18 protein-coding genes are annotated in these 22,241 nt (G+C 53.8%); 10 read left to right on the forward strand and 8 right to left on the reverse strand.

Annotated features, from left to right (window positions below):
• Positions 1-521 precede the first annotated feature (521 nt).
• The 3 genes from ELY25_RS13830 (at position 522) to ELY25_RS13840 (ending at position 4,660) form a co-directional block, all read left to right on the forward strand.
• Positions 522-764 carry a con-10 family general stress protein gene (locus ELY25_RS13830; protein WP_126951861.1) on the forward strand — a complete coding sequence of 81 codons (243 nt, stop codon included), beginning with the start codon at positions 522-524 and terminating at the stop codon, positions 762-764.
• A 522-nt stretch (positions 765-1,286) separates the two neighbouring features.
• On the forward strand, positions 1,287-4,118 hold the full coding sequence (locus ELY25_RS13835) for a molybdopterin oxidoreductase family protein (RefSeq protein WP_126951862.1): 2,832 nt from the start codon (positions 1,287-1,289) through the stop codon (positions 4,116-4,118).
• A gap of 11 nt (positions 4,119-4,129) precedes the next feature.
• Positions 4,130-4,660, forward strand: coding sequence for an HPP family protein (locus ELY25_RS13840; RefSeq protein ID WP_185856355.1), 531 nt, complete (start codon positions 4,130-4,132; stop codon positions 4,658-4,660).
• Between the two features lie 247 nt (positions 4,661-4,907).
• Here ELY25_RS13840 and ELY25_RS13845 read toward each other — a convergent pair whose 3' ends face one another.
• Positions 4,908-5,210, reverse strand: coding sequence for an ArsR/SmtB family transcription factor (locus ELY25_RS13845; RefSeq protein ID WP_185856353.1), 303 nt, complete (start codon positions 5,208-5,210; stop codon positions 4,908-4,910).
• Between the two features lie 83 nt (positions 5,211-5,293).
• Between ELY25_RS13845 and ELY25_RS13850 the strand changes: the two genes are divergently transcribed.
• From ELY25_RS13850 to ELY25_RS13865, 4 genes are all read left to right on the forward strand, one after another.
• Positions 5,294-6,385 (forward strand): NADH:flavin oxidoreductase/NADH oxidase, encoded by a 1,092-nt coding sequence (locus ELY25_RS13850; protein WP_126951865.1) that lies wholly within the window; start codon positions 5,294-5,296, stop codon positions 6,383-6,385.
• Between the two features lie 131 nt (positions 6,386-6,516).
• Positions 6,517-7,506, forward strand: coding sequence for a zinc-dependent alcohol dehydrogenase family protein (locus tag ELY25_RS13855; protein WP_126951866.1), 990 nt, complete (start codon positions 6,517-6,519; stop codon positions 7,504-7,506).
• Between the two features lie 100 nt (positions 7,507-7,606).
• Entirely contained in the window at positions 7,607-7,900 is a 294-nt protein-coding gene (locus tag ELY25_RS13860) for a putative quinol monooxygenase (protein ID WP_126951867.1), read from the forward strand.
• A gap of 10 nt (positions 7,901-7,910) precedes the next feature.
• The gene (locus tag ELY25_RS13865; protein ID WP_126951868.1) at positions 7,911-8,930 is read left to right on the forward strand and encodes a zinc-binding alcohol dehydrogenase family protein; all 1,020 of its coding nucleotides are present in this window, start codon (positions 7,911-7,913) and stop codon (positions 8,928-8,930) included.
• A gap of 413 nt (positions 8,931-9,343) precedes the next feature.
• On the opposite strand, the gene ELY25_RS13870 is transcribed toward ELY25_RS13865, so the two are convergent.
• On the reverse strand, positions 9,344-9,529 hold the full coding sequence (locus tag ELY25_RS13870; protein WP_335808209.1) for a metallothionein: 186 nt from the start codon (positions 9,527-9,529) through the stop codon (positions 9,344-9,346).
• 38 nt (positions 9,530-9,567) lie between these two features.
• The gene (locus tag ELY25_RS13875; protein ID WP_126951870.1) at positions 9,568-10,473 is read right to left on the reverse strand and encodes a LysR substrate-binding domain-containing protein; all 906 of its coding nucleotides are present in this window, start codon (positions 10,471-10,473) and stop codon (positions 9,568-9,570) included.
• A gap of 146 nt (positions 10,474-10,619) precedes the next feature.
• Here ELY25_RS13875 and ycaC point away from each other — a divergent pair, with 146 nt between their 5' ends.
• The 3 genes from ycaC to ELY25_RS13890 all read left to right on the forward strand — a co-directional run bounded on the left by ycaC (position 10,620) and on the right by ELY25_RS13890 (position 12,949).
• Positions 10,620-11,246 carry an isochorismate family cysteine hydrolase YcaC gene (gene ycaC / locus ELY25_RS13880; protein ID WP_126951871.1) on the forward strand — a complete coding sequence of 209 codons (627 nt, stop codon included), beginning with the start codon at positions 10,620-10,622 and terminating at the stop codon, positions 11,244-11,246.
• A 116-nt stretch (positions 11,247-11,362) separates the two neighbouring features.
• The gene (locus ELY25_RS13885; RefSeq protein WP_236995744.1) at positions 11,363-11,947 is read left to right on the forward strand and encodes an antibiotic biosynthesis monooxygenase; all 585 of its coding nucleotides are present in this window, start codon (positions 11,363-11,365) and stop codon (positions 11,945-11,947) included.
• A gap of 51 nt (positions 11,948-11,998) precedes the next feature.
• Complete coding sequence (locus ELY25_RS13890; protein ID WP_126951873.1) at positions 11,999-12,949, forward strand: pirin family protein; 951 nt, start codon at positions 11,999-12,001, stop codon at positions 12,947-12,949.
• A 113-nt stretch (positions 12,950-13,062) separates the two neighbouring features.
• On the opposite strand, the gene ELY25_RS13895 is transcribed toward ELY25_RS13890, so the two are convergent.
• From ELY25_RS13895 to ELY25_RS13915, 5 genes are all read right to left on the reverse strand, one after another.
• Positions 13,063-14,394, reverse strand: a complete 1,332-nt coding sequence (locus ELY25_RS13895) for a CitMHS family transporter (protein ID WP_126951874.1) — start codon at positions 14,392-14,394, stop codon at positions 13,063-13,065.
• A 214-nt stretch (positions 14,395-14,608) separates the two neighbouring features.
• Positions 14,609-15,388 (reverse strand): CLCA_X family protein, encoded by a 780-nt coding sequence (locus tag ELY25_RS13900; RefSeq protein WP_126951875.1) that lies wholly within the window; start codon positions 15,386-15,388, stop codon positions 14,609-14,611.
• A 114-nt stretch (positions 15,389-15,502) separates the two neighbouring features.
• On the reverse strand, positions 15,503-17,179 hold the full coding sequence (locus ELY25_RS13905) for an alpha/beta hydrolase (protein ID WP_126951876.1): 1,677 nt from the start codon (positions 17,177-17,179) through the stop codon (positions 15,503-15,505).
• Between the two features lie 1,427 nt (positions 17,180-18,606).
• Entirely contained in the window at positions 18,607-20,061 is a 1,455-nt protein-coding gene (locus ELY25_RS13910) for an SLC13 family permease (protein ID WP_126951877.1), read from the reverse strand.
• 750 nt (positions 20,062-20,811) lie between these two features.
• A complete protein-coding gene (locus tag ELY25_RS13915) occupies positions 20,812-22,080 on the reverse strand; it encodes a M20/M25/M40 family metallo-hydrolase (RefSeq protein ID WP_126951878.1) in 1,269 nt (422 codons plus the stop codon).
• Positions 22,081-22,241: the final 161 nt, after the last annotated feature.

Raw genomic sequence — 22,241 nt, forward strand, 5'->3', positions numbered from 1 at the left:
TGCAGAAATAGGGGCTAGTATTTTATTGCCAATAATAAGTAGCTGCTATTCCTACCCAAAACAAGGGGGCTTATGGCTAGAGGGCTTGGAGTCCAGTGTCCTGCCAATATCACTCGCTATCTCAAGGGGGTAATTTTTTCCACCAGCAGGGGAAGCATTCGCCAAATATCCGACAAGGGGAAAGGAATGTTGAAGTTTTTGGCAAGTACGGTAGGTAGGCATCATGTTTATCATAGGCTTGGTTATGGTTGTCGGCCTATTGATGCTTGTTTTATAAGGATATTGTGACGTATCTAAAAAGCCGCAGAGGTATTTATAGCGGCTTTGGATATGATTGTTGTTTACCTAGATATGTACTTTAACAATGATCTATTGGCTAGGACAGCCATCCTTACTAGTGTGATGAGTGTGCACGGGAAAGTAGCTAAACGCTGGTTACAGCGAACCGTGCTGAGAAAGATATTTCTCTTTCAGCTTGAAGAGGATATCTAGCCGATTATCGACTACGAAGGAGAGCTATCATGGCTGAACATCGTGGCGGTTCAGGTAATTTTGCAGAAGATCCCAAGCGCGCCTCTGAAGCAGGCAAGAAAGGTGGTGAGCAAAGCGGAGGTAACTTCGCGAATGATCCCGAAAAAGCGTCAGAAGCTGGTCACAAGGGTGGGCAGAATAGCGGCGGAAATTTCGCCAATGACCCCGAGAAAGCGTCTGAAGCTGGCAAGAAAGGTGGGCAGAATAGTCATGGTGGAGGCCGCAACTCCTGATAGCGCCAAGCCATAATTAAAGGAATTTTCAGTAAGCTTGGGAAAGAAATCCCCTATATCTGCCAACGGTGTCTATAGCCGTTGGCGGTTTTTTTAGGGCAAATGGAAAATATTGCTACGTTGACTTTCCTTTAACACTTCGACTGATGAATCGTAGTAGAGGCTGTCGAGTTACGAAGGTAAATCCTCCAAATCCCATTGCTCCGATCTAGCTCAGGCTGTGGTAACCGTTTCCTATCATCTGGTATGCCATTAGCTAACTAGCCAGATGCTCCCTCTTCTTTCCTGAGCGACTTCGTTCATTGTTGCCGGCGTTCTTACAAGTTGGCGACATCGTCGGTTTCGTCGGCGATATCTTTCCCAAGCACATTTTCGATCGCGTCCTTCAGGTTAAAACCCTACTCAAATATCGAAGGTGTTAATCCAACTAGCCTGACCCAGCGATACTCGGCTAGGTTGAAAGTACCGCCAACTACTATGCTGCCCTTAGCCGACACCATAAGTACGTGATAGGAGCCTGCCATGACGACACGATCACGAGACAGTATCGAAAATATCTGGGGAGAAAGAACGCCCTACGCTGGCCAATGGCTTGATCGCCTGGATTATCAGCTTGCCGACGATGCACCCGATCACTGGGTACAATCGGCCTGCGTGCTGTGTTCGAACGGGTGCGGGTTAGACATCGGTGTCAAAGACGGGAAAATCGTCGGCGTGCGCGGTCGTAGTGATGACCGGGTCAATCGAGGCCGCCTTGGGCCGAAGGGAATGCACGGCTGGGTTGCTAATCATAGCGAAAATCGGCTCACTCAGCCGCTGGTTCGCCGCGACAGTGGAGAGCTGGAACCGGCCAGCTGGGACGAGGCGATGGATCTGATTGTGCGCCGCTCAAAGGAAATCCACGAACGATATACGGCTAACGCGATAGGCTTCTACACCTCGGGTCAGTTGTTTCTGGAGGAGTACTATACCCTCGCTGTGATTGGCAAGGCTGGCCTTGGCACGCCACACATGGATGGTAATACCCGGTTATGCACCGCAACCGCCGCGGCAGCGTTGAAGGAAAGCTTCGGCTCGGATGGTCAGCCGGGTAGCTATACTGATCTGGACACGACCGACGCGATCCTTCACGTCGGCCACAACATTTCCAATACCCAGACCGTGTTATGGATGCGAATTCTCGACCGTCTACACGGACCCCGCCCGCCCCAGCTGGTGGTGATTGACCCGCGGCGTACGGCTACTGCGGCCGAGGCGGATGTTCACCTGGCGCCACGGGGCGGCACCAACGTGCCATTGCTCAACGGTCTGCTCAATTTGATCATTGAAGCGGGACACATCGACCAGGACTTCATCGACAATCACACAATGGGCTTCGATAAGCTCAAGCAAACCGTGGCGAAGTATTCACCAGAGCGTGTTGAAGAACTGACCGGCGTGCCGGTAGCTGACCTGCGTGCTGCTGCTGCGATTCTTGGCGAGGCCAAAAGCTTGGTCTCGACAGTCTTGCAGGGCGTCTATCAGTCGAACCAGGCAACGGCTGCAGCGGTTCAGGTCAACAACATTAACCTCATCCGCGGGCTAATTGGTAAGCCTGGCAGCGGAATATTGCAGATGAATGGCCAGCCTACGGCGCAGAACACGCGTGAGTGCGGTGCCGATGGCGACCTGCCAGCCTTTCGCAATTGGGAAAACCCCGAACATGTCCAGCAGTTGGCGGATGTGTGGAACATCGAGAAGGAGCAACTTCCAGCCTGGAAGCCGCCGACGCATGCGCTGGAAATCTTCCGCTATGCGGAAAAAGGCACGTTGAAGATGCTCTGGATTTCAGCCACCAATCCAGCCGTATCATTACCGAACCTGCATCGTGTGCGTGCGATGCTTTCACGTGATGATCTCTTCGTGGTAGTGCAGGACGGCTTTCATACCGAGACGACCGCGCTGGCCGATGTAGTGTTGCCAGCAGCGATCTGGGGCGAGAAAACCGGTTGCTTCACGAACGTAGACCGAACGGTACACATTTCCCACAAGGCCATCGAGCCTCCGGGTGAAGCGCGCGCTGATCTCGATATCTGGCTCGATTATGCACGTCGGATGGATTTTCGCGATAAGGACGGCGAGCCGTTGATCAAGTGGAACACGCCCGAGAAGGCATTCGATGCATGGCGCGAATGCACGCGGGGGCAACTCTGTGATTACACAGGGATGAGCTATGAAAAGCTAAGCGGAGGCTCCGGTATTCAGTGGCCGTGCAATGATCAGTATCCGGACGGGTGCGAGCACCTTTATACCGATCACGTCTTTCGCACATTTTATGATACAGCAGAAAATTTTGGCCATGATCTTGATACCGGCGCGGCCGTCACACCCAAAACATTCAAAGCCCTGCACCCCGCTGGTCGCGCTCTATTGAAGGGCACCGACTACGTTGCTCCTCACGAAACAGTGGACGACGATTACCCTTTACACCTGACCACTGGAAGAGTGGTGTACCACTTCCATACGCGGACCAAGACAGCCCATTCTCGAGAACTGAACGAAGCGGCGCCGGATGCCTTTATTCAGCTTAATGCCGAGGATGCAGCGCGTCAGGGGATCGAAGAGGGAGACATGTTGCAGATCGAGAGCCGGCGCGGTTGGGCCTACGCTGTTGCGCGTCTTGGTGATATCGAACCTGGCCACCTGTTCATGCCGTTTCACTATGGTTACTGGGACAATGATGAGCGGCCCCGGGCAGTCAATGAGATAACGCTGTATGAATGGGACCCGGTGAGCAAGCAGCCGTATTTCAAGTACGCCGCAGTGCGTTTACAAAAGATGCAGCCGGGCCAACCCTTCGAGCCGGATGATCCGAAGCGCGACGAGCATTTAAAGGAAGCTTCAGAGAACCCCAGACAGCATGTGGCTGATTATCTTGGTCTGCTCGACGATAGCTCGCGCGCCACGGCCAAGGCGCTGTTTGGTGTGGCGGAAAAGCATAAGGCTGAGCCGGACATTGGTGCGATATGCAAAATGCTGGCGCGCTTCTCAAAAGCGCATGCCGAAGACCTGCAACCGTGTATTCAGCGCTATGGCGAAACCCAGAAAAGGGAGGCAGACAAGCTGCTTGAGGTGCTTCAGCCAAGCCACCATGAAGGGCCTCTCTCGCTTCTGCGCGACCTGCATGACTGCTGGCTATTGGCACAGGAATCGCATATATCGATTGTCGTATTGCAGCAGGCAGCGCAGGCGCTGCGCGACGATGAAATGATGGAGCTATTGCAACGCATGTCGGGGCACAACAGCCGACAACTGGCTTGGCTGAAGACGCGGATCAAGCAGACCGCTCCGCAAAGCCTGATAGTACCCAGCTGATGAGCGAGAACATGAAGAAGAATGAAAAATCGTTTGGCGGCCCGGAGTGGTTTTGGTCGCCGGTTGCCGCTGCGCTCACGACGCTATTGATCGGGGGGGTAGCGCTAGTTGCTGGCCAACCCTGGCTATTCCCTAGCTTGGGGCCGAGTATTTACTTGCATATGCACAAGCCCAACCTAGAGTCAGCCAGGCTTTACAACACAGTGGTAGGGCACGCGACTGGCGTGGCCGCAGGTGCAGTCGGTGTTCTACTGACCGGGGCAAGCCAGGACCCATCGGTGCTGTCGAGTCAGACTATAGCTTTGTCGCGTGTCGGCGCGTCGGCCATCGCGATGGGCGTTTGCTTGTTCGTTCAGCAACTACTCAAGGCTTCGCATCCACCTGCTGCGGCCACAGCCCTGCTGATCGCTTTAGGCGGTTTCAAGTTGGTACCTTCCGATATACTCGCCATTGCGGTAGGGGTCGGGCTGATCGCCTTGATTGGTGAACCGTTGCGGCGCGTGCGCGTGGGTATTTTGTTCGGTGGCAAGCGTAATCAATAGCTTGGGTCTAAGCGGGTTGCGGCGGGTTCCGTGACGCTAACAGTATGATGTAGTTATTTGCACGGCAATGTTTTGGGGTGTCGCCGAGCCTATTTCCCTTTGCTACTGATCGCCCTTTATCAGCATCTTGGTGGCGCTAATTTCTAGGAGCTTTTCTTGTAGGGCGTGGTAGGAGTTCGGGTCTCCCCATCTGCTCCATAGAATTATAATGGCGGCCCATTAACTCCCGTATTTCGTACAGCCAGTACTATTCCTTCTGGACAAGAATCGCATCCAGTAGTCCTGGAAACCGACTATTCACGTCATCTTGACGCAGCGAATTCATATGGGTCGTACCGACGGTGTGAGTGTTTACTAACCCGACATCTCGCAGTATCCGGAAATGATGCGACATGGTGGACTTCGGACGGCCACCATCTAACTCGCCGCAGCTTGCCTCACCTAATTCGGCAAGGCGCCGAACAATGTCCAGACGCACAGGATCACTCAAGGCGTAAAGTAGACGCTCAAGAACGAACTCGCTAACGGGGGGATGTTTGAAAGGGCGCATGGGTAAATCATACACGAATTTGCCCTTTGCCCATAGTTCGAATATTATCGAACTTAAGTAATAACCCCTTTGGAGAAATCTTAATGTCTGCGCTGTTCCAACCCTTCACGCTGAAAGACGTCACCCTGCGTAACCGGATCGCGATTCCCCCCATGTGCATGTACTCAGCCGAAGATGGCCTGATCAATGAGTGGCACCGTGTGCACTACGCATCTTTGGCACGCGGTGGAGCGGGGCTGGTGGTGGTCGAGGCCACCGCCGTGTCGCCGGAAGGTCGTATCACCCCCGGATGCGCCGGTATCTGGGATGACGAGCTTGCCCAGGCCTTCGTGCCGGTGGTGCAGTCGATCAAGGCAGCGGGTTCCGTGCCGGGTATCCAGATCGCCCACGCAGGGCGCAAGGCCAGCGCGAACCGCCCTTGGGAAGGTGATGACCATATCGGGGAAGATGATTCGCGTGGCTGGCAGACCATCGCCCCGTCAGCGATTGCCTTTGGCGCCCATCTTGATAAACAGCCAAAAGCCATGACCTTGGAAGACATTGCCCGAGTGCGCGAGGATTTCGTCTCAGCCGCGCGCCGTGCACGTGACGCGGGTTTCGAGTGGCTGGAGCTGCATTTTGCCCACGGCTATCTGGCCCAGTCGTTCCTTTCCGAGCACTCCAATCATCGTGATGACGCCTACGGCGGTAGTTTCGACAACCGTAGCCGCTTCCTGCTGGAAACGCTGGCAGCGGTTCGCGAAGTATGGCCGGAGCACCTTCCCCTGACTGCGCGTCTAGGGGTCATCGAATACGACGGCCGTGACGAACAAACCCTGAGCGAGGCGATCGAACTGACACGTCGCTTCAAAAGCAGTGGGCTGGATCTGCTCAGTGTGAGCATCGGGTTTACCATCCCTGAATCCAACATTCCCTGGGGCCCGGGCTTCATGGGTGAGGTCGCTCAGCGAGTAGGCCGCGAGGCGGGGATTCCGGTGGCCTCGGCATGGGGTTTTGGCACGCCGAGTATCGCCGAAGAAGCGATTAAAAGTGGGCAACTGGATCTGGCGATGATCGGCCGGGCGCATTTAGGCAACCCGAACTGGTCCTACTTCGCCGCCCAAGAGCTAGGGGTAGAGCGTGCGTCTTGGACGTTGCCCGCGCCCTATGCACACTGGCTAGAACGCTACAAGTAATCCCATCGAGGAGAGGCCGGCCCTTGATAGCCTAATCTCCCGATGCACCAGTGCCTGTAGGCGCTGGTGGCTACTTGGCTGAGCCCGCTCCGTGGCTCCGTCCCCCCGTATCTTTAGCTGAGGATAACGCTATGCCACGCGTCATACGCTTTCACCGCACCGGTGGACCCGAGGTTCTGCAGATCGACGAGATCGACGTGCCGGCTCCCGGCGCGAACGAAGTTCAAATTAGCGTCAAGGCGCTCGGCATCAACCGCGCCGAAGTGATGTACCGCACAGGCCAGTATGTTATCGAGCCGAAATTTCCTGCCATGCTGGGCTACGAGGCTGCGGGTACCGTGGCGGCAGTTGGTCCGGGCGTGGTCAGCTTCGCTGTTGGCGATGCGGTCAGCGTAGTGCCAGCCTTCTCCTTTGACGAATATGGCTTGTACGGGGAGCTAGTCAACGCACCCGCACATGCGGTGGTGAAACACCCGGAAGCCCTCTCTTTCGCCGAGGCAGCGGCGACGTGGATGAAGTTTGTCACGGCCTATGGCGCACTGATCGAACTAGGTGGGTTGCAGGCGGGAGAGGCAGTGCTGATCCGTGCTGCATCTAGCAGCGTGGGGCTTGCTGCGATCCAGATCGCCAACATGGTTGGCGCCATTCCGGTGGCGCTGACCCGCACTAGCGAAAAGCGTGAGGCCCTGCTTCAGGCTGGGGCGGCGACAGTCATTGCGACCCAGGAGCAAGACATGGTGGCCGAGGTCATGGCGATTACCCATGGCGAGGGCGCCCGCATGGCCTTCGATCCGGTGGGCGGTCCCGAAGTGGCCCTGGTGCTTAAGGCGCTAGCAAAGCACGGTATCTTCTTCCAATACGGCGCTTTGGACAGCCGGGATATCCCCGTGTCGGTTATGGATCTGCTCGGCAAGCATCTGACGCTGCGCGGCTATCAACTTTTCGAGATTACCCAAGATCAGGAAAAGCTCGAACGGGCCAAAAGCTTCATCAATGAAGGGCTTGCCTCCGGACAGCTGCGACCCGTGATCGACCGTACATTCGGCTTCGATGAGATGGCCGAGGCCCACCGCTACATGGAGTCGAATGCCCAGGTGGGCAAAATCGTTGTCGCGTTGTAATCCAAGTTTGGGTTCTTCGCTGTATGGTCGATATGAACATCTACAATACATTCGTGTCGGTCGAACAGCGCCTCTCAATTAATCATAGACAGAAGGTTTGATGACAGTTCCCCTAACACTGGTCGCTACGCTACTCGCCAAGACTGGCTCCGAAGCCGAACTTGAGCAAACGCTGCAGGATCTGCAAGGTCTAAGCCGAGTCGAAGCAGACTGTATCCAGTACGACTTCCATCGTGATGCCGAGCAAGCTCGCACCTTTCACATGATCGAGCAATGGCGAGACGAATCGGCGCTGACTGCGCACGAAGCGACTTCGCATTTTCAGGCAGCGCTGCCAATCATCGAACGCACTACTGAAAAATTCTCCGTTACGAAAATGTACCGCGTCTCCTGAGGAGCTCCGAATGAAATCTATCGCACATTTCAAATGTTTGCCTGTTGAACACCCTGATGCCCTGGTGGAGATCGATCTACCCGATCCAGCGCCGGGGCCGCGCGACTTGCTCGTAGAGGTGAAGGCCGTATCGGTCAATCCTGTGGATACCAAGGTGCGTCAGGGCTATGTGCCCCACGAGGACGAAAGCCAGCCGCGTATTCTCGGTTGGGACGCGGCAGGGGTGGTTAAGTCGGTGGGTTCCGACGTGACGCTATTCAAGCCCGGCGACAAGGTCTGGTACGCCGGGTCGCTGATCTGCCCGGGCAGTAACAGTGAACTACAGTTAGTCGACGAGCGTATTGTCGGTTCAATGCCCGAGTCGCTGGAATTTGGCCAGGCTGCGGCACTACCGCTGACTTCCTTGACGGCTTGGGAACTGCTTTTTGATCGCTTGGGTGTTGCGCGTGACACCGCTGATCGAGGCAAAACGCTGCTGATCATCGGCGCTGCTGGCGGGGTGGGTTCAATCCTGACTCAGCTGGCGCGCCAATTTACCGGGCTGACCATCATTGGTACGGCTTCGCGCCCTGAAACCCAGGCCTGGGTCACCGAGCTTGGCGCGCACCATGTCATTGACCACACCAAGCCACTCAGCGAAGAGCTCAAGCGCATCGGTATCCCCGAGGTCAACTACGTCGCAAGCCTGACGCAGACCGACCGGCACTACGAGCAAATCATCGAGTCGCTGAAGCCCCAGGGTAGGCTGGGCCTGATCGATGACCCAGCCACGCTGGACGTCGTACCGCTGAAGCGCAAGAGCCTGTCGCTGCACTGGGAGCTAATGTACACCCGCTCGCTGTACGAGACCGAAGACATGCAGGAGCAGCACAACATCCTCAATGAAGTGGCGCGGCAGATAGATGCGGGTGTCTTGCGCACGACAGTAGGCGACAACTACGGGCGCATCAGCGCCGAAAATCTTCGTCGTGCCCATGCACTGCTGGAAAGCGGCAAGGCGAAAGGCAAAATCGTGCTGGAAGGCTTCTGACTGGAAAAATTGTTATTGGCCTAGGAGCACTGGCAAAAAAGCCCGCTGAATTATCAGCGGGCTTTTTATTGCAAGATGGGGAAGCCCAAGCTCTCTCAAGTTCCCCTATCCGCCTTATAAAATTGATTCGGCTACCGATGGGTTAGAACGGTAGAACGCCGCTGAAACCAATACCCAATACGGCGATGATTACGACAACAACGACAATAACGGTAGTAGAAGGCATTTTACTTTCCCTGTAAGTGGTTTAGGTCATTTCAGATTAGCGCATAGACCCCGTTTGCGCACGGCAGCGAGAGATTTATAGTTCGAACGGGGCAGCGGAATGCAAGGGAGAACACGCCCATGATAGTACTAAAAAAGCGCCCAGCAGAAGCTGCCGAGCGCTGTATCTTATCGTCTAGCGTAAGCGGTTACTTACCGCAACTGCAGCCATGGCCGCAGCCTGTTGAGCCGTCTGTATGGCCAATGGCGCAGGATTCTGAGCAGAATTTCTGGCCGTTTTTCTCAATGGCTTGGCTATCAACGGAACAATCGCACTTAGGGCATGCACACTGTTGCTGAGACATATTGACCTCCTCTGTTAGTACCCCAAGCATAGACCCGACCCCCAGTGTTATGTAATTGCGTTTATGGTTTATAGCTCAAGCCCCGTATAGCGTTCCGCCATGAAGTCCAGCAGCGCGCGAACGGAAGGGAGCAGTTCCCGCCGTGCCAGGTAAACGGCGTGAATCACCTCCTGGCGGAGCTCCCATTCGGGTAGTACCAGCATCAGCTGGCCGGACTCAATGGAGCCGGGAAGCACCAGCTTGGGCAGTTGCACAATACCCACACCCGCCAGGGCGGCATGGTAAAGGGCGGTCATGTCGGTGGTGATCAAGCGCGGCGTATGTTCGATCACCTCGATTTGCTCATTGCGCTGCAACCGCCAGGTGTGCTGCTCGATGGGTCTGGCGCGGGTGATGCTCGGAAAGCGGGTAAGGTCGCTTGGCTCTTGCGGAATGCCGTACTGGCTGAGCAGTTTGGGGCTGGCCACTAGGCACTGGCTGCTGTTTGACAATACCTTATGGAATAAATCGCTGTCTTCAAACGGCATGGGGCGAGCACGAATGGCAATATCGATCCCTTCGGTCAGCGGGTCCACATGACGGTTGGCGGCTTCCAGGTGAATGTGTACCTGAGGGTGAAGCACCATGAACTCCGCCAGCATGGCACTGATATGAAAGTTGAGTAATCCGGTGGGGCAGCTAAGCCGAATGGTGCCGCAGGGGCCAGTCTGGCTCTCTTCAATCACCTGCTGCGCGGCCTCGGCCTCCTTGAGCATGGCTTTGCAGTGCAGGTAATAGCGCTGGCCGATATCGGTCATGCGCAAGTGCCGCGTCGAGCGGTGCAGCAACAAAACCCCTAGCTGTTTTTCGAGTTCCCCAACGTGCCGGCTAAGGTTTGATTTGGCAATGCCTAGGGCACGGCCCGCCGGTGCAAAGCCTTCGTGGTCCACCACTTGTACAAAGTAATAAAGGTCATTGAGATTGGGGATTGTCATTATCGTTCTCAAAATGAAACGGTGTGTCGTGATTTTCCCATCTAATCATCCGGCTGGCGACCGCTTACACTCAGTTTCGTAAGTCGCAAGGCCAACCGGAGCTGCCAGTGTTGATGGCTCCATTAACTAAGTATTAGGAGTGGATCATGTCAAAACCTTACGTTCGTCTCGATAAAGATAACGCCGTCGTACTGTTAGTTGATCATCAAGCAGGCCTGCTTTCACTGGTTCGTGATATTGAACCTGACCGCTTTAAAAATAACGTGCTGGCCCTGGCCGATATGGCTAAATACTTCAACTTGCCGACTATCCTGACCACCAGTTTTGAAAATGGCCCTAACGGCCCGTTGATGCCTGAGTTAAAAGAACTCTTCCCAGATGCACCTTATATCGCTCGCCCTGGCCAAATTAACGCCTGGGATAATGAAGATTTCGTTAAAGCCGTCAAAGCAACCGGTAAGAAGCAGCTGATTATCGCCGGTGTCGTGACGGAAGTGTGTGTTGCCTTTCCCGCACTTTCTGCCCTGGAAGAAGAGTTTGACGTGTTTGTGATTACCGATGCATCCGGCACCTTCAATGCCATGACGCGTGATGCCGCCTGGGATCGTATGTCCAACGCCGGTGCGCAAATGATGAACTGGTTTGGCGCTGCGTGTGAACTGCACCGCGACTGGCGCAACGATGTTGAAGGTCTAGGTACTTTGTTCTCGAACCACATTCCTGATTACCGCAACCTGATGAATAGCTACAGCACGCTGACAAACAAGCAGTAATGGCCGGCCACCGGAAGCAGTATCCGTTTCCGGTGGCCTGTTTCTCGATTGGGGCAGCACGGTGCCTTTATCCTCACCGATAACGGAAGCTTCAAATGTCACAAGAGACTGTTTCAATGACTGATTCGAGTGCCGACTCGAACTCGGCCCAAGCCGCGAACAACGTTACGCTAAAAATCTGTCATCGCGTCAAACCCAGTGCGCGAAGCGAATATGAGGCGTGGCTACGCAAGATCATCCAGGCGGCGAGCCAGTACCCCGGCCACCAGGGGGTGCATATTTTAAGGCCGACCGATGGCCATCACGATTTCGAAATTGCCTTGCGGTTTGCCTCTTCTGAAGAAGCAGCGCGCTGGCTGGAATCCGAAGAGCGCCAGGCCCTGGTTCGCGATATTTTGCCAGCGTTTCGCCAGGAAGAAGAGATCGAGATCAACAGTGGCATCGATTATTGGTTTAACACATCGGGGGCAGCGCCTACCAAGCAGCCGGTTCGCTGGAAGCAGTGGGTCGTGACGACCGGGGTGATCTGGCCGTTGACCATGATCGTGCCGTTTCTATGGGCACCTGTTTTGGAAACGTTTCCGTTATTGAGTACCTGGGGCGTTCGTCACGGCTTTATTGCCGCCACTATCGTGGGGCTGGTGGTGTATGTAGTGATGCCTCGTGTTGTGCGTTTAGTGGCGCCGTGGATGTTTCGCTGAGTAAGCCCGATTAATAAGTAATAAAAAAGCGACTGTTGAGGAGTGCTAGATATGAGTTGGATGCCGACGATTGAACCCCAATGCCCATCCGCGGGTAGCCTGAATGATATCGAGACGTTGATCATTCCCCGTGCGCGTGACCTGGGTGGCTTTGAAGTACGCCGTGCGCTGCCTGCGCCCAAGCGGCAGATGGTGGGCCCGTTTATCTTCTTCGATCAAATGGGGCCTGCCGAGTTTTTAACCGAAGGTGGGATCGATGTTCGCCCGCATCCGCATATCGGGCTGGCCACCGTTACGTACCTTTATAAGGGTGAGTTTCAACACCGCGACAGCCTGGGTACCAACCAAATGATCTACCCAGGAGAGGTCAACTGGATGGTAGCTGGCAATGGGGTCACCCATTCTGAGCGTACGAGCCCCACGACGCGCCTGCAGTCGCCCCATTCACTGTTCGGCATTCAGACCTGGGTGGCGCTACCCGAAGAGCACGAAGATAAACCTGCCACCTTCGAGCACCAGGGGCAGGACGCACTGCCGCTATTGCAGGGTGAAGGCAAAGAGGTGCGTTTGATTCTGGGCACGGCCTGGGGTGAAAAGGCTCCCGTACAAACGTTCTCGGAGATGTTTTACGCTGATGCCACGTTACAGCCAGGTGCCAAGCTGCCGCTGCCCGATAACCATGAAGACCGCGGCATCTACGTGACCTCAGGAAGTGTGAGCATCGTCGGGGAGTCGTTCGAGGAAGGCCGCATGATGGTATTCCGCCCCGGCGACCCGATTACCGTAACGGCAGGCGCGCGCGGTGCGCGATTAATGCTGCTGGGGGGCGAGACGCTCAACGGCCCGCGCTATGTCTCCTGGAACTTTGTGGCTTCTTCCAAGGAAAAGCTAGAGGCAGCTAAACAAGCCTGGATAGAGGGCGACTTCGAGCACGGCCGCTTTCAGCTTCCCCCGGATGACAATGCGGAATTTATTCCTTTCCCAGGCCAGCCGGGCAATTAAAGACCTTGGCACTTTCTACCCAGCTAGCGCTGAAAGATAAAAAGCCCGCGTGAGTGAAAAACTCAGCGGACTTTTTTTATAGCTCGTCTTGGGGCCTTCAGCGAAGCGTCAGGCTATAAGGTAATGGCACCGATAAGATAGCCAAACAGCAGCAGTACTAGGCTGAAACCCCACATGATGCCGAAGGAGTAGCGGATGTGTTTACCCATTTCCAGCCCGGCAAGCTGTAATGCAAGCCAGACGGCCGGCGCCAGCGGGCTAACAAAAGTGCCGATGATATTACCGATCACCATCGCATAGGCCGTGGAAACCGCCGGTACGCCGGCATTGCCGACTACTTCGACAACGATGGGCAAAAAGGCGAAGAAGTACGCATCGGTGCTGAGGATAAGGTCAAACGGAACGCCGAAAATGCCGATCAATATATGCATATAAGGCACTACCGCGGCCGGCAGAATGGCGACGATATCCGCCGATAACTCGCTCAGCATGTTGGAGCCGTTAAGAATGCCCAGGAAAGTACCAGCGGCAATAATAATCGTCGCCATGATCAGGGCATTGGGCGCATGGCGTTTGATGCTCTGCATCTGGCCATCCATATGGGTAATATTTACCGGTAGTGCCAAGGCAACACCGATCATGAATACCAGAGCGGGCGGTAAAACGTCGACCGTCAGTGCGGCGACAACCGCAATCAATAAAAACGCATTAAACGCCATCTTCCAGCCGGGCACCTTGGCGACTGGCTGCGCGTCGGCTGTTTCCTGAATAGTGGCGCCACTGGCTGCATCATCTTGTGAAGCGTGCGAGGCGAGTGGAGGAAGACGTTTGATACGCCGGTTTTCTCGCAGGCCCAATACCACGGCCAGTGCCAGCAGTAATACCAGGGCAAATATCTGCAGGGGAATAAGCGGTTGCCACAGCTCGCCCGGGCTCATGCCGAGTACCGAGCCAATCCGGGCGAGCGGGCCGGCCCAGGGAAGCATATTCATGATGCTAGCGCCCAAGCCCACCAGTAACAGCAGCAGGTAAGGGCTCATGCGCAGGCGCTGATAGGTGGGCAAAAGTGCGGGAATGGTAAGCAGAAACGTGGTGGCCCCGGAGCCATCCAGATGGGCAATACTGGCAACCAGCGCGGTCGCCACGGTAATACTGACCACGTTACCTCTAGATACCGATAGGACTTTGCGAATGATCGGTTCAAAGAGTCCCGCATCCTGAAGAATGCCGAAGAACAGGATGGCAAACACAAACATGACGGCGACAGGAATAACCCGAGCGAACCCTTGTTCATAAAACGTCGCGATATCGTCGATACCAAAACCAGTAACCAGGGCGGCCACAATAGGCACCAGCACGAATGCCACGAGGGGGGATACGCGTCCGCTTAATAGCATGGCTACGATAGCAGCAATAGCAATGAGGCCCGCTAGGCTTAGCGACATTTTCAGCTCCTTGAGCGTGCTTTTCAATCTAGGCTATTTCGTCATTTCCTAAATTAAACTAATGGATGATAAACTAAAGTCGCGCGGATTATGGTGACTCTGACTTGGGCACACAACCTAGACTTTGTGCTTAGATACCTTGTAAAAGCTGAAATTTAGGCTAGGGATAACGCGCAGGAAGAGAGGAGGCGTGCCTGCACCCGGTGGTCATGTTTTATGCAGAACGGCTTAAGGCAAGGCCCAACTGGTTGAAGTAGCTTTGAAAAGCCGTATTGATGGTCTGGCGGGTACTACCTTGCGGGTAAAGGCCTAGCTCGGCCTCTGGGGTAGCTTTTGTGCCTTTAACGAGAAAATGATTTTTTATCGGCGCATCCTGTACAAAGGCTTCAAACGCTCGGGCGCAAAGTTCTTCAGGCTTGCTGTAATAGGTTTGCCCCAGTGTTTGATCCATTTGCACTGAACGTTGAAACAATTCGCTGGGTTGGCTGCCATCGGGCGTTAACAGAATGGTTTTAAAGCATGCCATCAAACGCTGGTTGAGGGGGTGCTGAATGGGGGGCGCATCCGCTAACCAGGCGGTTGAGGCAAACATGCCGCGGGGTATGTTCTGGAAACACTTTTGCGCAATATAGTGATCAAAGGCGTGAAACCACTCATGGGCGATGCTTCCCGGCCCTGCATTTTTAGCCAGCGCAAAGCTGCGCTGCGCGGGGTCGTAATGAGCGGCCACTCCTGGCCGCCCACCGCTGCCATATTGCAGCGCAAGCGAACCCCGTAACGACACCAGGGTCTCCGGGCCTTGCAAAATCAACATCAGATCACACAGTGCATCATGAAACAGCGTTGCGGCATGGTCGCGCTCGGTCGGGGTTACCCAGCGTCCAATCTCGATAGAGCGAAAATCGAACTGGCGGCGAATCAGTGCAAAGCTACTGGGTTCATGCGGACGATGAGATGGCCCGTTGCGATAAAACGTTCGTGCCTTGATGCTCACAGTACGCTCATTTGTTTGCTACCCGTTCAGATACCCAGATCATGCATACAGGCTCCGCGTAAGTTGCGCCTGAAAGGCTAGATAGCGCCTCTTCTAAGCGTATTGGCTACGAAATTAGTTCTTGGCTTGTGCTGCTCTTGCTTGAATAAAGTATTGGCGCAAACGCTCCAATGACGCTTCATCCCAACCGGGTGGTTCAGAAAGCGCCGCCCAGGCATCAATATAGTGCTCCGCTGCAAACTCATGGCCAAAGCCTGGGGGTGCACTGCCGGTCGCCAGGTCCGCGAGTAATTGCAGCATCGTGACCACCGGGTACCAGTGCAGTTCGGGGGAAACATCCGGGCCACGCGGCCCTCGCATCCATTCCGGTTCGCGCCAGAACGCAGCCGGCTCAAAGAACGTGATAGGGTCGCTTGCATGTTGCAGGTAGGCAATACGAAAATCTCCCCATTCGCCGGGTGCTGCTTGAAGCCCTTGCGTCTGATTCATGAAGCGAACTACCGAACCACCGCGGAACGTGGGAAGCCAAGCCGGTGAGCCGGGGTCACGGTCAGACGTAACGCTTTTCCAGGTATCGCTTCGAAAGGGCGGGCCGCTCCAGAGCACGCCATTAAACGGGTCATCAATAATATCGTACAGGTCAAACGAAAGATCCGAGTTGAGTGCGCCTAAACTGAGGCCAAACAGATACAGCCGAGGGCGTTCATTGTTGGGAAGGCTGGACCAGTAGTCATACACTGCGGTGAATAGCGCACGGGCATTTTCAACGCCATATTCTGCTTCAGCAATCAGCGATAGATGACTGGGGAGATAAGAGTATTGGGCGGTAACCGTGGCAATATCGCCGCGGTGAAGATATTCCACCGTATCCTGAGACCCGGGATCTACCCAGCCACGCCCCGTGGGGGTAGCTAATATCAGTACTGAGCGCTCAAAACCGCCGACTCGGATCAGTTCAGCAAGCGCTAGCTCGGCTCGCTCGCCGGGTGTTTCAGCGGCATTTAGGCCCACATAAACGCGGATAGGGTCAACAGATTCTTCTCCAAGGAAGTCACCGATGTGCGCACCGTCAGGGCCTTCGGTAACAAAGCGGCGGCCACGACTGCCTAACGCTTCCCAGCTAATTAACGACTCGGCGCTACCGGGTTTCGTTGAGTCTTCAGGAGGTGAGAGGTCGCTTTGAATTAGCTCATCCACTTGCTGATAAGAGCGGTCGGCCACCTTTAGCGCATACGAAAAAATAATCCCTTCAATAACCAGCCAAAACAGCGCAATAGCTGCCACCGTGCCTAGCACATAGGCTGTTCGGCGGGGCAGGACATAAGCTAACTTACGGGAAAGCAGCCGGAATGTTCGCCTAAAAAGCAGGGCAATTAGCATCAGAAATGCAAAGACACCTAAGGTAATCAAAGCGATAGAAAAAGGGCGCGTACCGCTGGCGGGTTCCATAGCCATTAGTTGGCGAATACTGTTTTGCCACTCAGCAGCTCGCCATAAAAAAATGGCCGCAATACCCAGGCAGGCGGTAGCGGCTAGCCATTGAAAATATCTTTCCACCCGTGGGTTAGGCTCGGGTAAATGTAAGTAGCGCCAAAGCCCGTGCCCCATTACCCCAAGGGCATAGCCTGCGGTGAAGCTAAGCCCGGACACAATGCCCTGCGCTATTAGTGGGCGAGGTACCAGGCTTGGGGTTAGTGAAAATGCAAAGAAGAGTGTGCCCAGTACCAAGCCTACGCCTGAAAAGCGCGTAATCTGCGAGACAATCCATTGCCGCTGGCTGCTGAGTTCCATTGCTTACCTATTGGCCGCTTTTATGTGTAATGTAAAGGTCTGTATTCAAGCGCTGCATGCGTGACAGAGTATTAGAATTAGTAGCTAAGTGAAATGCTAGTACGGCTTTACCATTCGTTAGGTGTCGCTGCCAGATGCCTATCCTGTTAGCCTTGTTCTATGCCGAGCGAGAAAACTGTCGTGCCATGATTCTGATGGGGCGGCGTTGAAAAAAAGAGAAGGCGTAGCGAATGAATACGTATTTAGCAGCCAGCAGATTGTAAATGTTATCCACAAAAAAACGCCCTCAGCAGAGGGCGTTTTTTTGTTACCTTGGCCGTCCATGACATCTTGCAGCTCTTCCTGAGCATTTATTCCCTTAAATGCGGTTTCCTTGCCGCGAACAATACAAACCATAGCGAATAGTTAAGCAGTGTACAAGTAAAAATTATAGATAAATTGTACGAAAGCGTTGCGAAACTGATCCGGGGCACAAAATAACCTCAATATCGGATCACGATGGCTTATCTGAACACCCTGACTAGCGGGGAAATGGCACGTTTACAACGGTGGTATGCCTCTGTATAGCCATTTTTTGACGTAAGAAAGGAAGGGCCACCCCACAGTCGTAAATTTATTGTTCAAACGGGTTTCTATAACGCTTTTAAATGACGAAATGAATACAAACTGATGAATTTTTATTGTTCTGCTACATACAGAGTTGTATATAACACTACTTGTTCTTTAGTCCTCAAAAGAAATTGACATGTTTTTAAAATTTATAGTATTGAGCTACTGATGGGCCAAGCTTTAACTTATTTTATAGCCTTTTTAAGATTAACAAATCTTCAAAAAGTATAATAATTGTCTTTACTTACTGAGATTCGTGTTATTTCCTATCTTTCGTTAATAAGCGGTTTTTACTTTAGCTTTAAGCGGTAATAATTAATTTATTTAGAAAATTATTTGTTGTTTTTTTTCTCTTCATAACCTGTGTTAGATAATTAAAAGACTATAAGGTCCATTGTGCACCCATAGCGCAGGGAAATCGCTTTAAGGAAAATCGCACAAGGACGTTCGAAGCACGCAAGGAAAGGCAGGCAAGGACTGCGTGCTGGCAACACGGAGGGGCAGGCAAGGATGGCTACAGGTTATAAGGAAAGGCAGGCCAGGAATGCTTGCAGACCATAAAGGAGAGCAAACAGGGAACGTTTGCAAATTACACGGAAGAGTAATTAAGGAAGATGTGTAGAACACTACATGGATGAGCAAACAAGGAGTGTTTGCGGTGTATAGGGAAGAGCAAATCAAGGATATTTGCAGCGCACAGGGAAGCATGAACAGGATGTTCGTGATGCAGGATTAAGGACGAAACAATCCCCCCGCCAGCCATGGACGGGGGTTTTTTTTATTGCGGCTAAATAAGTGGGTTGTTAATTAGTTGATAATCAAATAGATGGAAGTAATAAAGGCATAATAAAATATACAAATAGTGTAATCGCGATAGCGCTTACAATATTCATGGCAAAGCCTGCTTTTGCCATCTGCTTGATGGAAATGCGCCCTGTAGAAAAAACCGCCGCATTAGGCGGGGTCGAAATAGGCAGCATAAACGCGCAGGTGGTTGCAAGTGCCACCGCTACCATCAAACCTAATGGATTGCCGGTCGTGATGGCGGCGGCCATGCCTGCGGTAATAGGTAGTGCCATATTGGCAGTCGCTGTATTCGAGATAATCTCGGTCAAGAACAGCATCAACAGCACCATGATCAACAGTAGCCAGAAGTAATTCACCCCGTCTAGCAGTTGAAGCTGACTGCTGATCCAGCCGGTTAGGTCGCTTGCGACAAACGCGGCGGCCAGCGTCATGCCACCCCCCCAAAGAATAAACAGCCCCCACGGCAGGCTCTTCATATCGTCCCACACCAGCAGGGCGCGTTTCTCGTTATGGGCAGGAATCACAAACAGCGCAATAGCGGCGGTTACCGCAATCAATGTGTCGTTGATCGGCAGGTCAAAAAATGGCGCCAGCCAGCCGCGTAACGCCCAGGCAAGGGCGGTTACCACAAACACCCCAAGCACGCGCTTTTCTTCTTGGCTCATGGGGCCTAAAGATGCAAGTTCTTGGGCCACGAAATCAATTTCAAGCGGTGTGTCGGGGATCTTCGAGTAGAGCCGCGTGAGGTAAACATAGAGGATGACAAGCAGAATCAAGGTAAGCGGTAGGGCAAAAATCATCCATTGCAAGAAGCTGATTTCTACGCCTTCGAAGAACTGCGGGATCATCGCCACCACAATGGCATTGGGAACGGAGCCGATAATTGTTGCCAGCCCGCCAATGGAGGCAGAGTAAGCGACGGTCAGCAGTAAAATACGTGCAAAGCTGTCGCGCTGGTCACGTTCAAACTGGTCGCGTTCGTCCAGCTCATTGGTAAGTGCGACGGCAATGGGGAGCATCATAAGCGCCGTGGCGGCATTTGAAATCCACATGGAAAGAAACGCCGAGGCAATCAAAACCCCCAGCACAATGCTGCGCAGGCTATTGCCGATACGGTTGACGATTGCCAGCGCAATACGCCGGTGCAGATTCCAGCGCTCAATGGCAATCGCCAGAATAAACCCGCCCATGTACATATAGATAACCGGGTTGGCATAGCCCACCACGGCTTCATCCAGCACCATTACGCCGCTTAAGGGTAACACCAGCATGGGTAAGAAAGAGGTGATGGGGATAGGTACGGGTTCGGTTACCCACCAAGTACCCATCCAGACAGTCAAGGCAAGAACCGTACGAGGCGCGGGGTCAATAAGCGTCTCGGGCAACACGAGCTGTATCAGTACAAAAAGAAGTGGCCCTGCTAATAATGGTACCCAGTGGCGCCAATTCGATAATGATATTCCCATCCGTCTCTCCTGACGCTACAGCATAAATTTATCAGCAATTTGCTAACAATAAGGAGAGAGCATGCTACCACTTTCGTTTATACGTCGTTGGTCGTAATGGGTAGACTTTGGTATGAAGGGCAGCGCGGTCACCGCCCCCGTTTTTTAGCAGGCGTAATGATAGAAAAGCGAGTTTAACTGACTTAGAGGTAGGGATACCGCTGTCTGACAATTTAGACAACGCAACGTGGTAATGTCTTTGCCAGTGCCTTCCAAGCGAAAGCGGTTGAGGTACGGCGTGGTGGGTGACTCTGAATTACCGCAGCGCCTGCAGATTAGATCCAAACCGTGAACTTTATGACTGACCATAATATCGCGCACGATGACTTCCTCCCTATGGGGTTATTGGCGTTTCCCGTGTGGTGACATCCCTGTGTGGTATTAAAAAAATGATACGTTCAAAGTATAGCAGCAAGCGTTACCTGCGCTATTTATTGGCGGTCATTAAGCGGGGTTCATGCGCTGATCCATACGTTTTAACTATGAATGGCGCTTTTTTAAGTTTTTCTATCCCAGGTTAATGTGTTTGACACATTTCGAGTTCAGAGTAGGCAGCACTACAAGGAAAGGTGGGCAGGAAGAACAAGCAAGGAGTGCTTGAGGTAACCAGGGAGGCACGAACAGGATGTTCGTAAGGAAAGATTACGGAGGAACCAATAAAGCCCCAGGCAGTGATGCCTGGGGCTTTCTTTTTATGACGCAGCAGCGAGCTTATTTCTCGTCACTACTTTCAGACTTTGCGTTTTCAGGCTTCGCGTGCCCTTGGTGGGCAAGCGGACTTGCTTGGTCAAGGCGCGGGTGGTTATCCAGGAACTCGCGCTCCAGGTTGGGCAGTTTATCCAGCGCTTGCAGGGTGTGGGTGAGGGCATGAATAGCCGCCAGCACGTCCTGGGTGTTTCCGGTTTCCGAAATGGTATGCATATTACGGATAGGGAAGCCAATTGACGTGGCAGCGCTGTCAATAGAAGCCAGTACGCCCGCCATGCCGTCGGTGCCGGTATCCACGCCCACCATATCGCGCTGCATCGGAATGTCCTGCTCCTTGGCGGCGGTGGCGATGATACGGTTGAGTTGTTCGCTGGCGATCGAGCCGACCGACATGGTAAAGCCCTTGCCCATTTCCAGCGGCTGCATGCGCTTGTCACCGATGCCTGGGGCGGCCACGTAGTCATGATTCACGTCCACACCAATCAGCGCATCGGGTTTTAGCTCGCCAGCCATTACGCGGCTACCAAAACGGCCAATCTCTTCGTAGCTGGCAATCGCAAACAGTACGCGCACGTTTTCGGTACCGCCTGCCTCGGCAATCAGCCGGGCAACTTCAGCGGTTACAAAGCAGCCCAAGCCGTTATCCAGGTAGGCGCCATAAAACGTGTTAGGGCTAAAGCCCGGGCGAATGGGGCGGTCGAAAATGATCGAATCGCCGGGGCGCACGCCCAGATTCAGCACCTGCTGCTTCTTGTTTTCGCCGTGAATCTGCAGGTCCAGGTAGATCTGCTCTTTCTTGAGCCCTTTGCTGCCATCGCGCTGCGCCGGGTCAGAGAAGTGAATGGCACCCAGCGCTTCTACCGTGCCGCCTTCGATGCAGCGGTAGCTGCCGGGCTGTTCCGGGTCCTCGCTGAATAGCTTAACCTCATGACCGATCAGCACCGTCGGCAGGAACGAATCGGTGTTGATCCAGATCTTGCCGTCTTCCCCAATTGAACGCACCTGCATACGGATCTTGTCCGCATGGCCGATGATCATGACGGTGAACATATCGTCGCGCTCGGGGTGGGTGTCCAGCACCACGCCCGCATTGCCCTTGAACTGGTGCAGGTGCCAGTCCTTGGGAGCAAAGCTTTCAAAATGCGGCTTGAGCACGCCGTAAGTCATCGCCGCTTCCAGGCCCACCGGGCTTGGGGCTGCCAGAATATCGCGCATCAGCTTGAACTGCGCGTCGGGCATGGGCTGCGTCCAGGGTTTTGCTGTATCGCTCATCTCAACTCTCCATGTGGTTATGCCATGTGGTTATGCGTATGACTAGTCTGCCAGATTAACGCGGCTCTTCCACTATTAGACGATGTGGAGTGTGGCTCTGTACACGTAATATGCAGGCTAATTACCTGGAAACAACGGCCCAGGCAGTAATAAGCAAGTGC

It is taken from the genome of Vreelandella populi (assembly GCF_003989825.1).
Taxonomy (GTDB): Bacteria; Pseudomonadota; Gammaproteobacteria; order Pseudomonadales; family Halomonadaceae; genus Vreelandella; species Vreelandella populi.

What these genes read in the sequence shown, in the direction of transcription:
- ELY25_RS13830 (WP_126951861.1), top strand. Translation starts at nt 522, where the DNA reads ATGGCTGAACATCGTGGCGGTTCAGGTAATTTTGCAGAAGATCCCAAG.
- ELY25_RS13835 (WP_126951862.1), top strand. Translation starts at nt 1,287, where the DNA reads ATGACGACACGATCACGAGACAGTATCGAAAATATCTGGGGAGAAAGA.
- ELY25_RS13840 (WP_185856355.1), top strand. Translation starts at nt 4,130, where the DNA reads ATGAAGAAGAATGAAAAATCGTTTGGCGGCCCGGAGTGGTTTTGGTCG.
- ELY25_RS13845 (WP_185856353.1), bottom strand. Translation starts at nt 5,210, where the DNA reads ATGCGCCCTTTCAAACATCCCCCCGTTAGCGAGTTCGTTCTTGAGCGT.
- ELY25_RS13850 (WP_126951865.1), top strand. Translation starts at nt 5,294, where the DNA reads ATGTCTGCGCTGTTCCAACCCTTCACGCTGAAAGACGTCACCCTGCGT.
- ELY25_RS13855 (WP_126951866.1), top strand. Translation starts at nt 6,517, where the DNA reads ATGCCACGCGTCATACGCTTTCACCGCACCGGTGGACCCGAGGTTCTG.
- ELY25_RS13860 (WP_126951867.1), top strand. Translation starts at nt 7,607, where the DNA reads ATGACAGTTCCCCTAACACTGGTCGCTACGCTACTCGCCAAGACTGGC.
- ELY25_RS13865 (WP_126951868.1), top strand. Translation starts at nt 7,911, where the DNA reads ATGAAATCTATCGCACATTTCAAATGTTTGCCTGTTGAACACCCTGAT.
- ELY25_RS13870 (WP_335808209.1), bottom strand. Translation starts at nt 9,529, where the DNA reads ATGCTTGGGGTACTAACAGAGGAGGTCAATATGTCTCAGCAACAGTGT.
- ELY25_RS13875 (WP_126951870.1), bottom strand. Translation starts at nt 10,473, where the DNA reads ATGACAATCCCCAATCTCAATGACCTTTATTACTTTGTACAAGTGGTG.
- ycaC (WP_126951871.1), top strand. Translation starts at nt 10,620, where the DNA reads ATGTCAAAACCTTACGTTCGTCTCGATAAAGATAACGCCGTCGTACTG.
- ELY25_RS13885 (WP_236995744.1), top strand. Translation starts at nt 11,363, where the DNA reads ATGACTGATTCGAGTGCCGACTCGAACTCGGCCCAAGCCGCGAACAAC.
- ELY25_RS13890 (WP_126951873.1), top strand. Translation starts at nt 11,999, where the DNA reads ATGAGTTGGATGCCGACGATTGAACCCCAATGCCCATCCGCGGGTAGC.
- ELY25_RS13895 (WP_126951874.1), bottom strand. Translation starts at nt 14,394, where the DNA reads ATGTCGCTAAGCCTAGCGGGCCTCATTGCTATTGCTGCTATCGTAGCC.
- ELY25_RS13905 (WP_126951876.1), bottom strand. Translation starts at nt 17,179, where the DNA reads ATGGAACTCAGCAGCCAGCGGCAATGGATTGTCTCGCAGATTACGCGC.
- ELY25_RS13910 (WP_126951877.1), bottom strand. Translation starts at nt 20,061, where the DNA reads ATGGGAATATCATTATCGAATTGGCGCCACTGGGTACCATTATTAGCA.
- ELY25_RS13915 (WP_126951878.1), bottom strand. Translation starts at nt 22,080, where the DNA reads ATGAGCGATACAGCAAAACCCTGGACGCAGCCCATGCCCGACGCGCAG.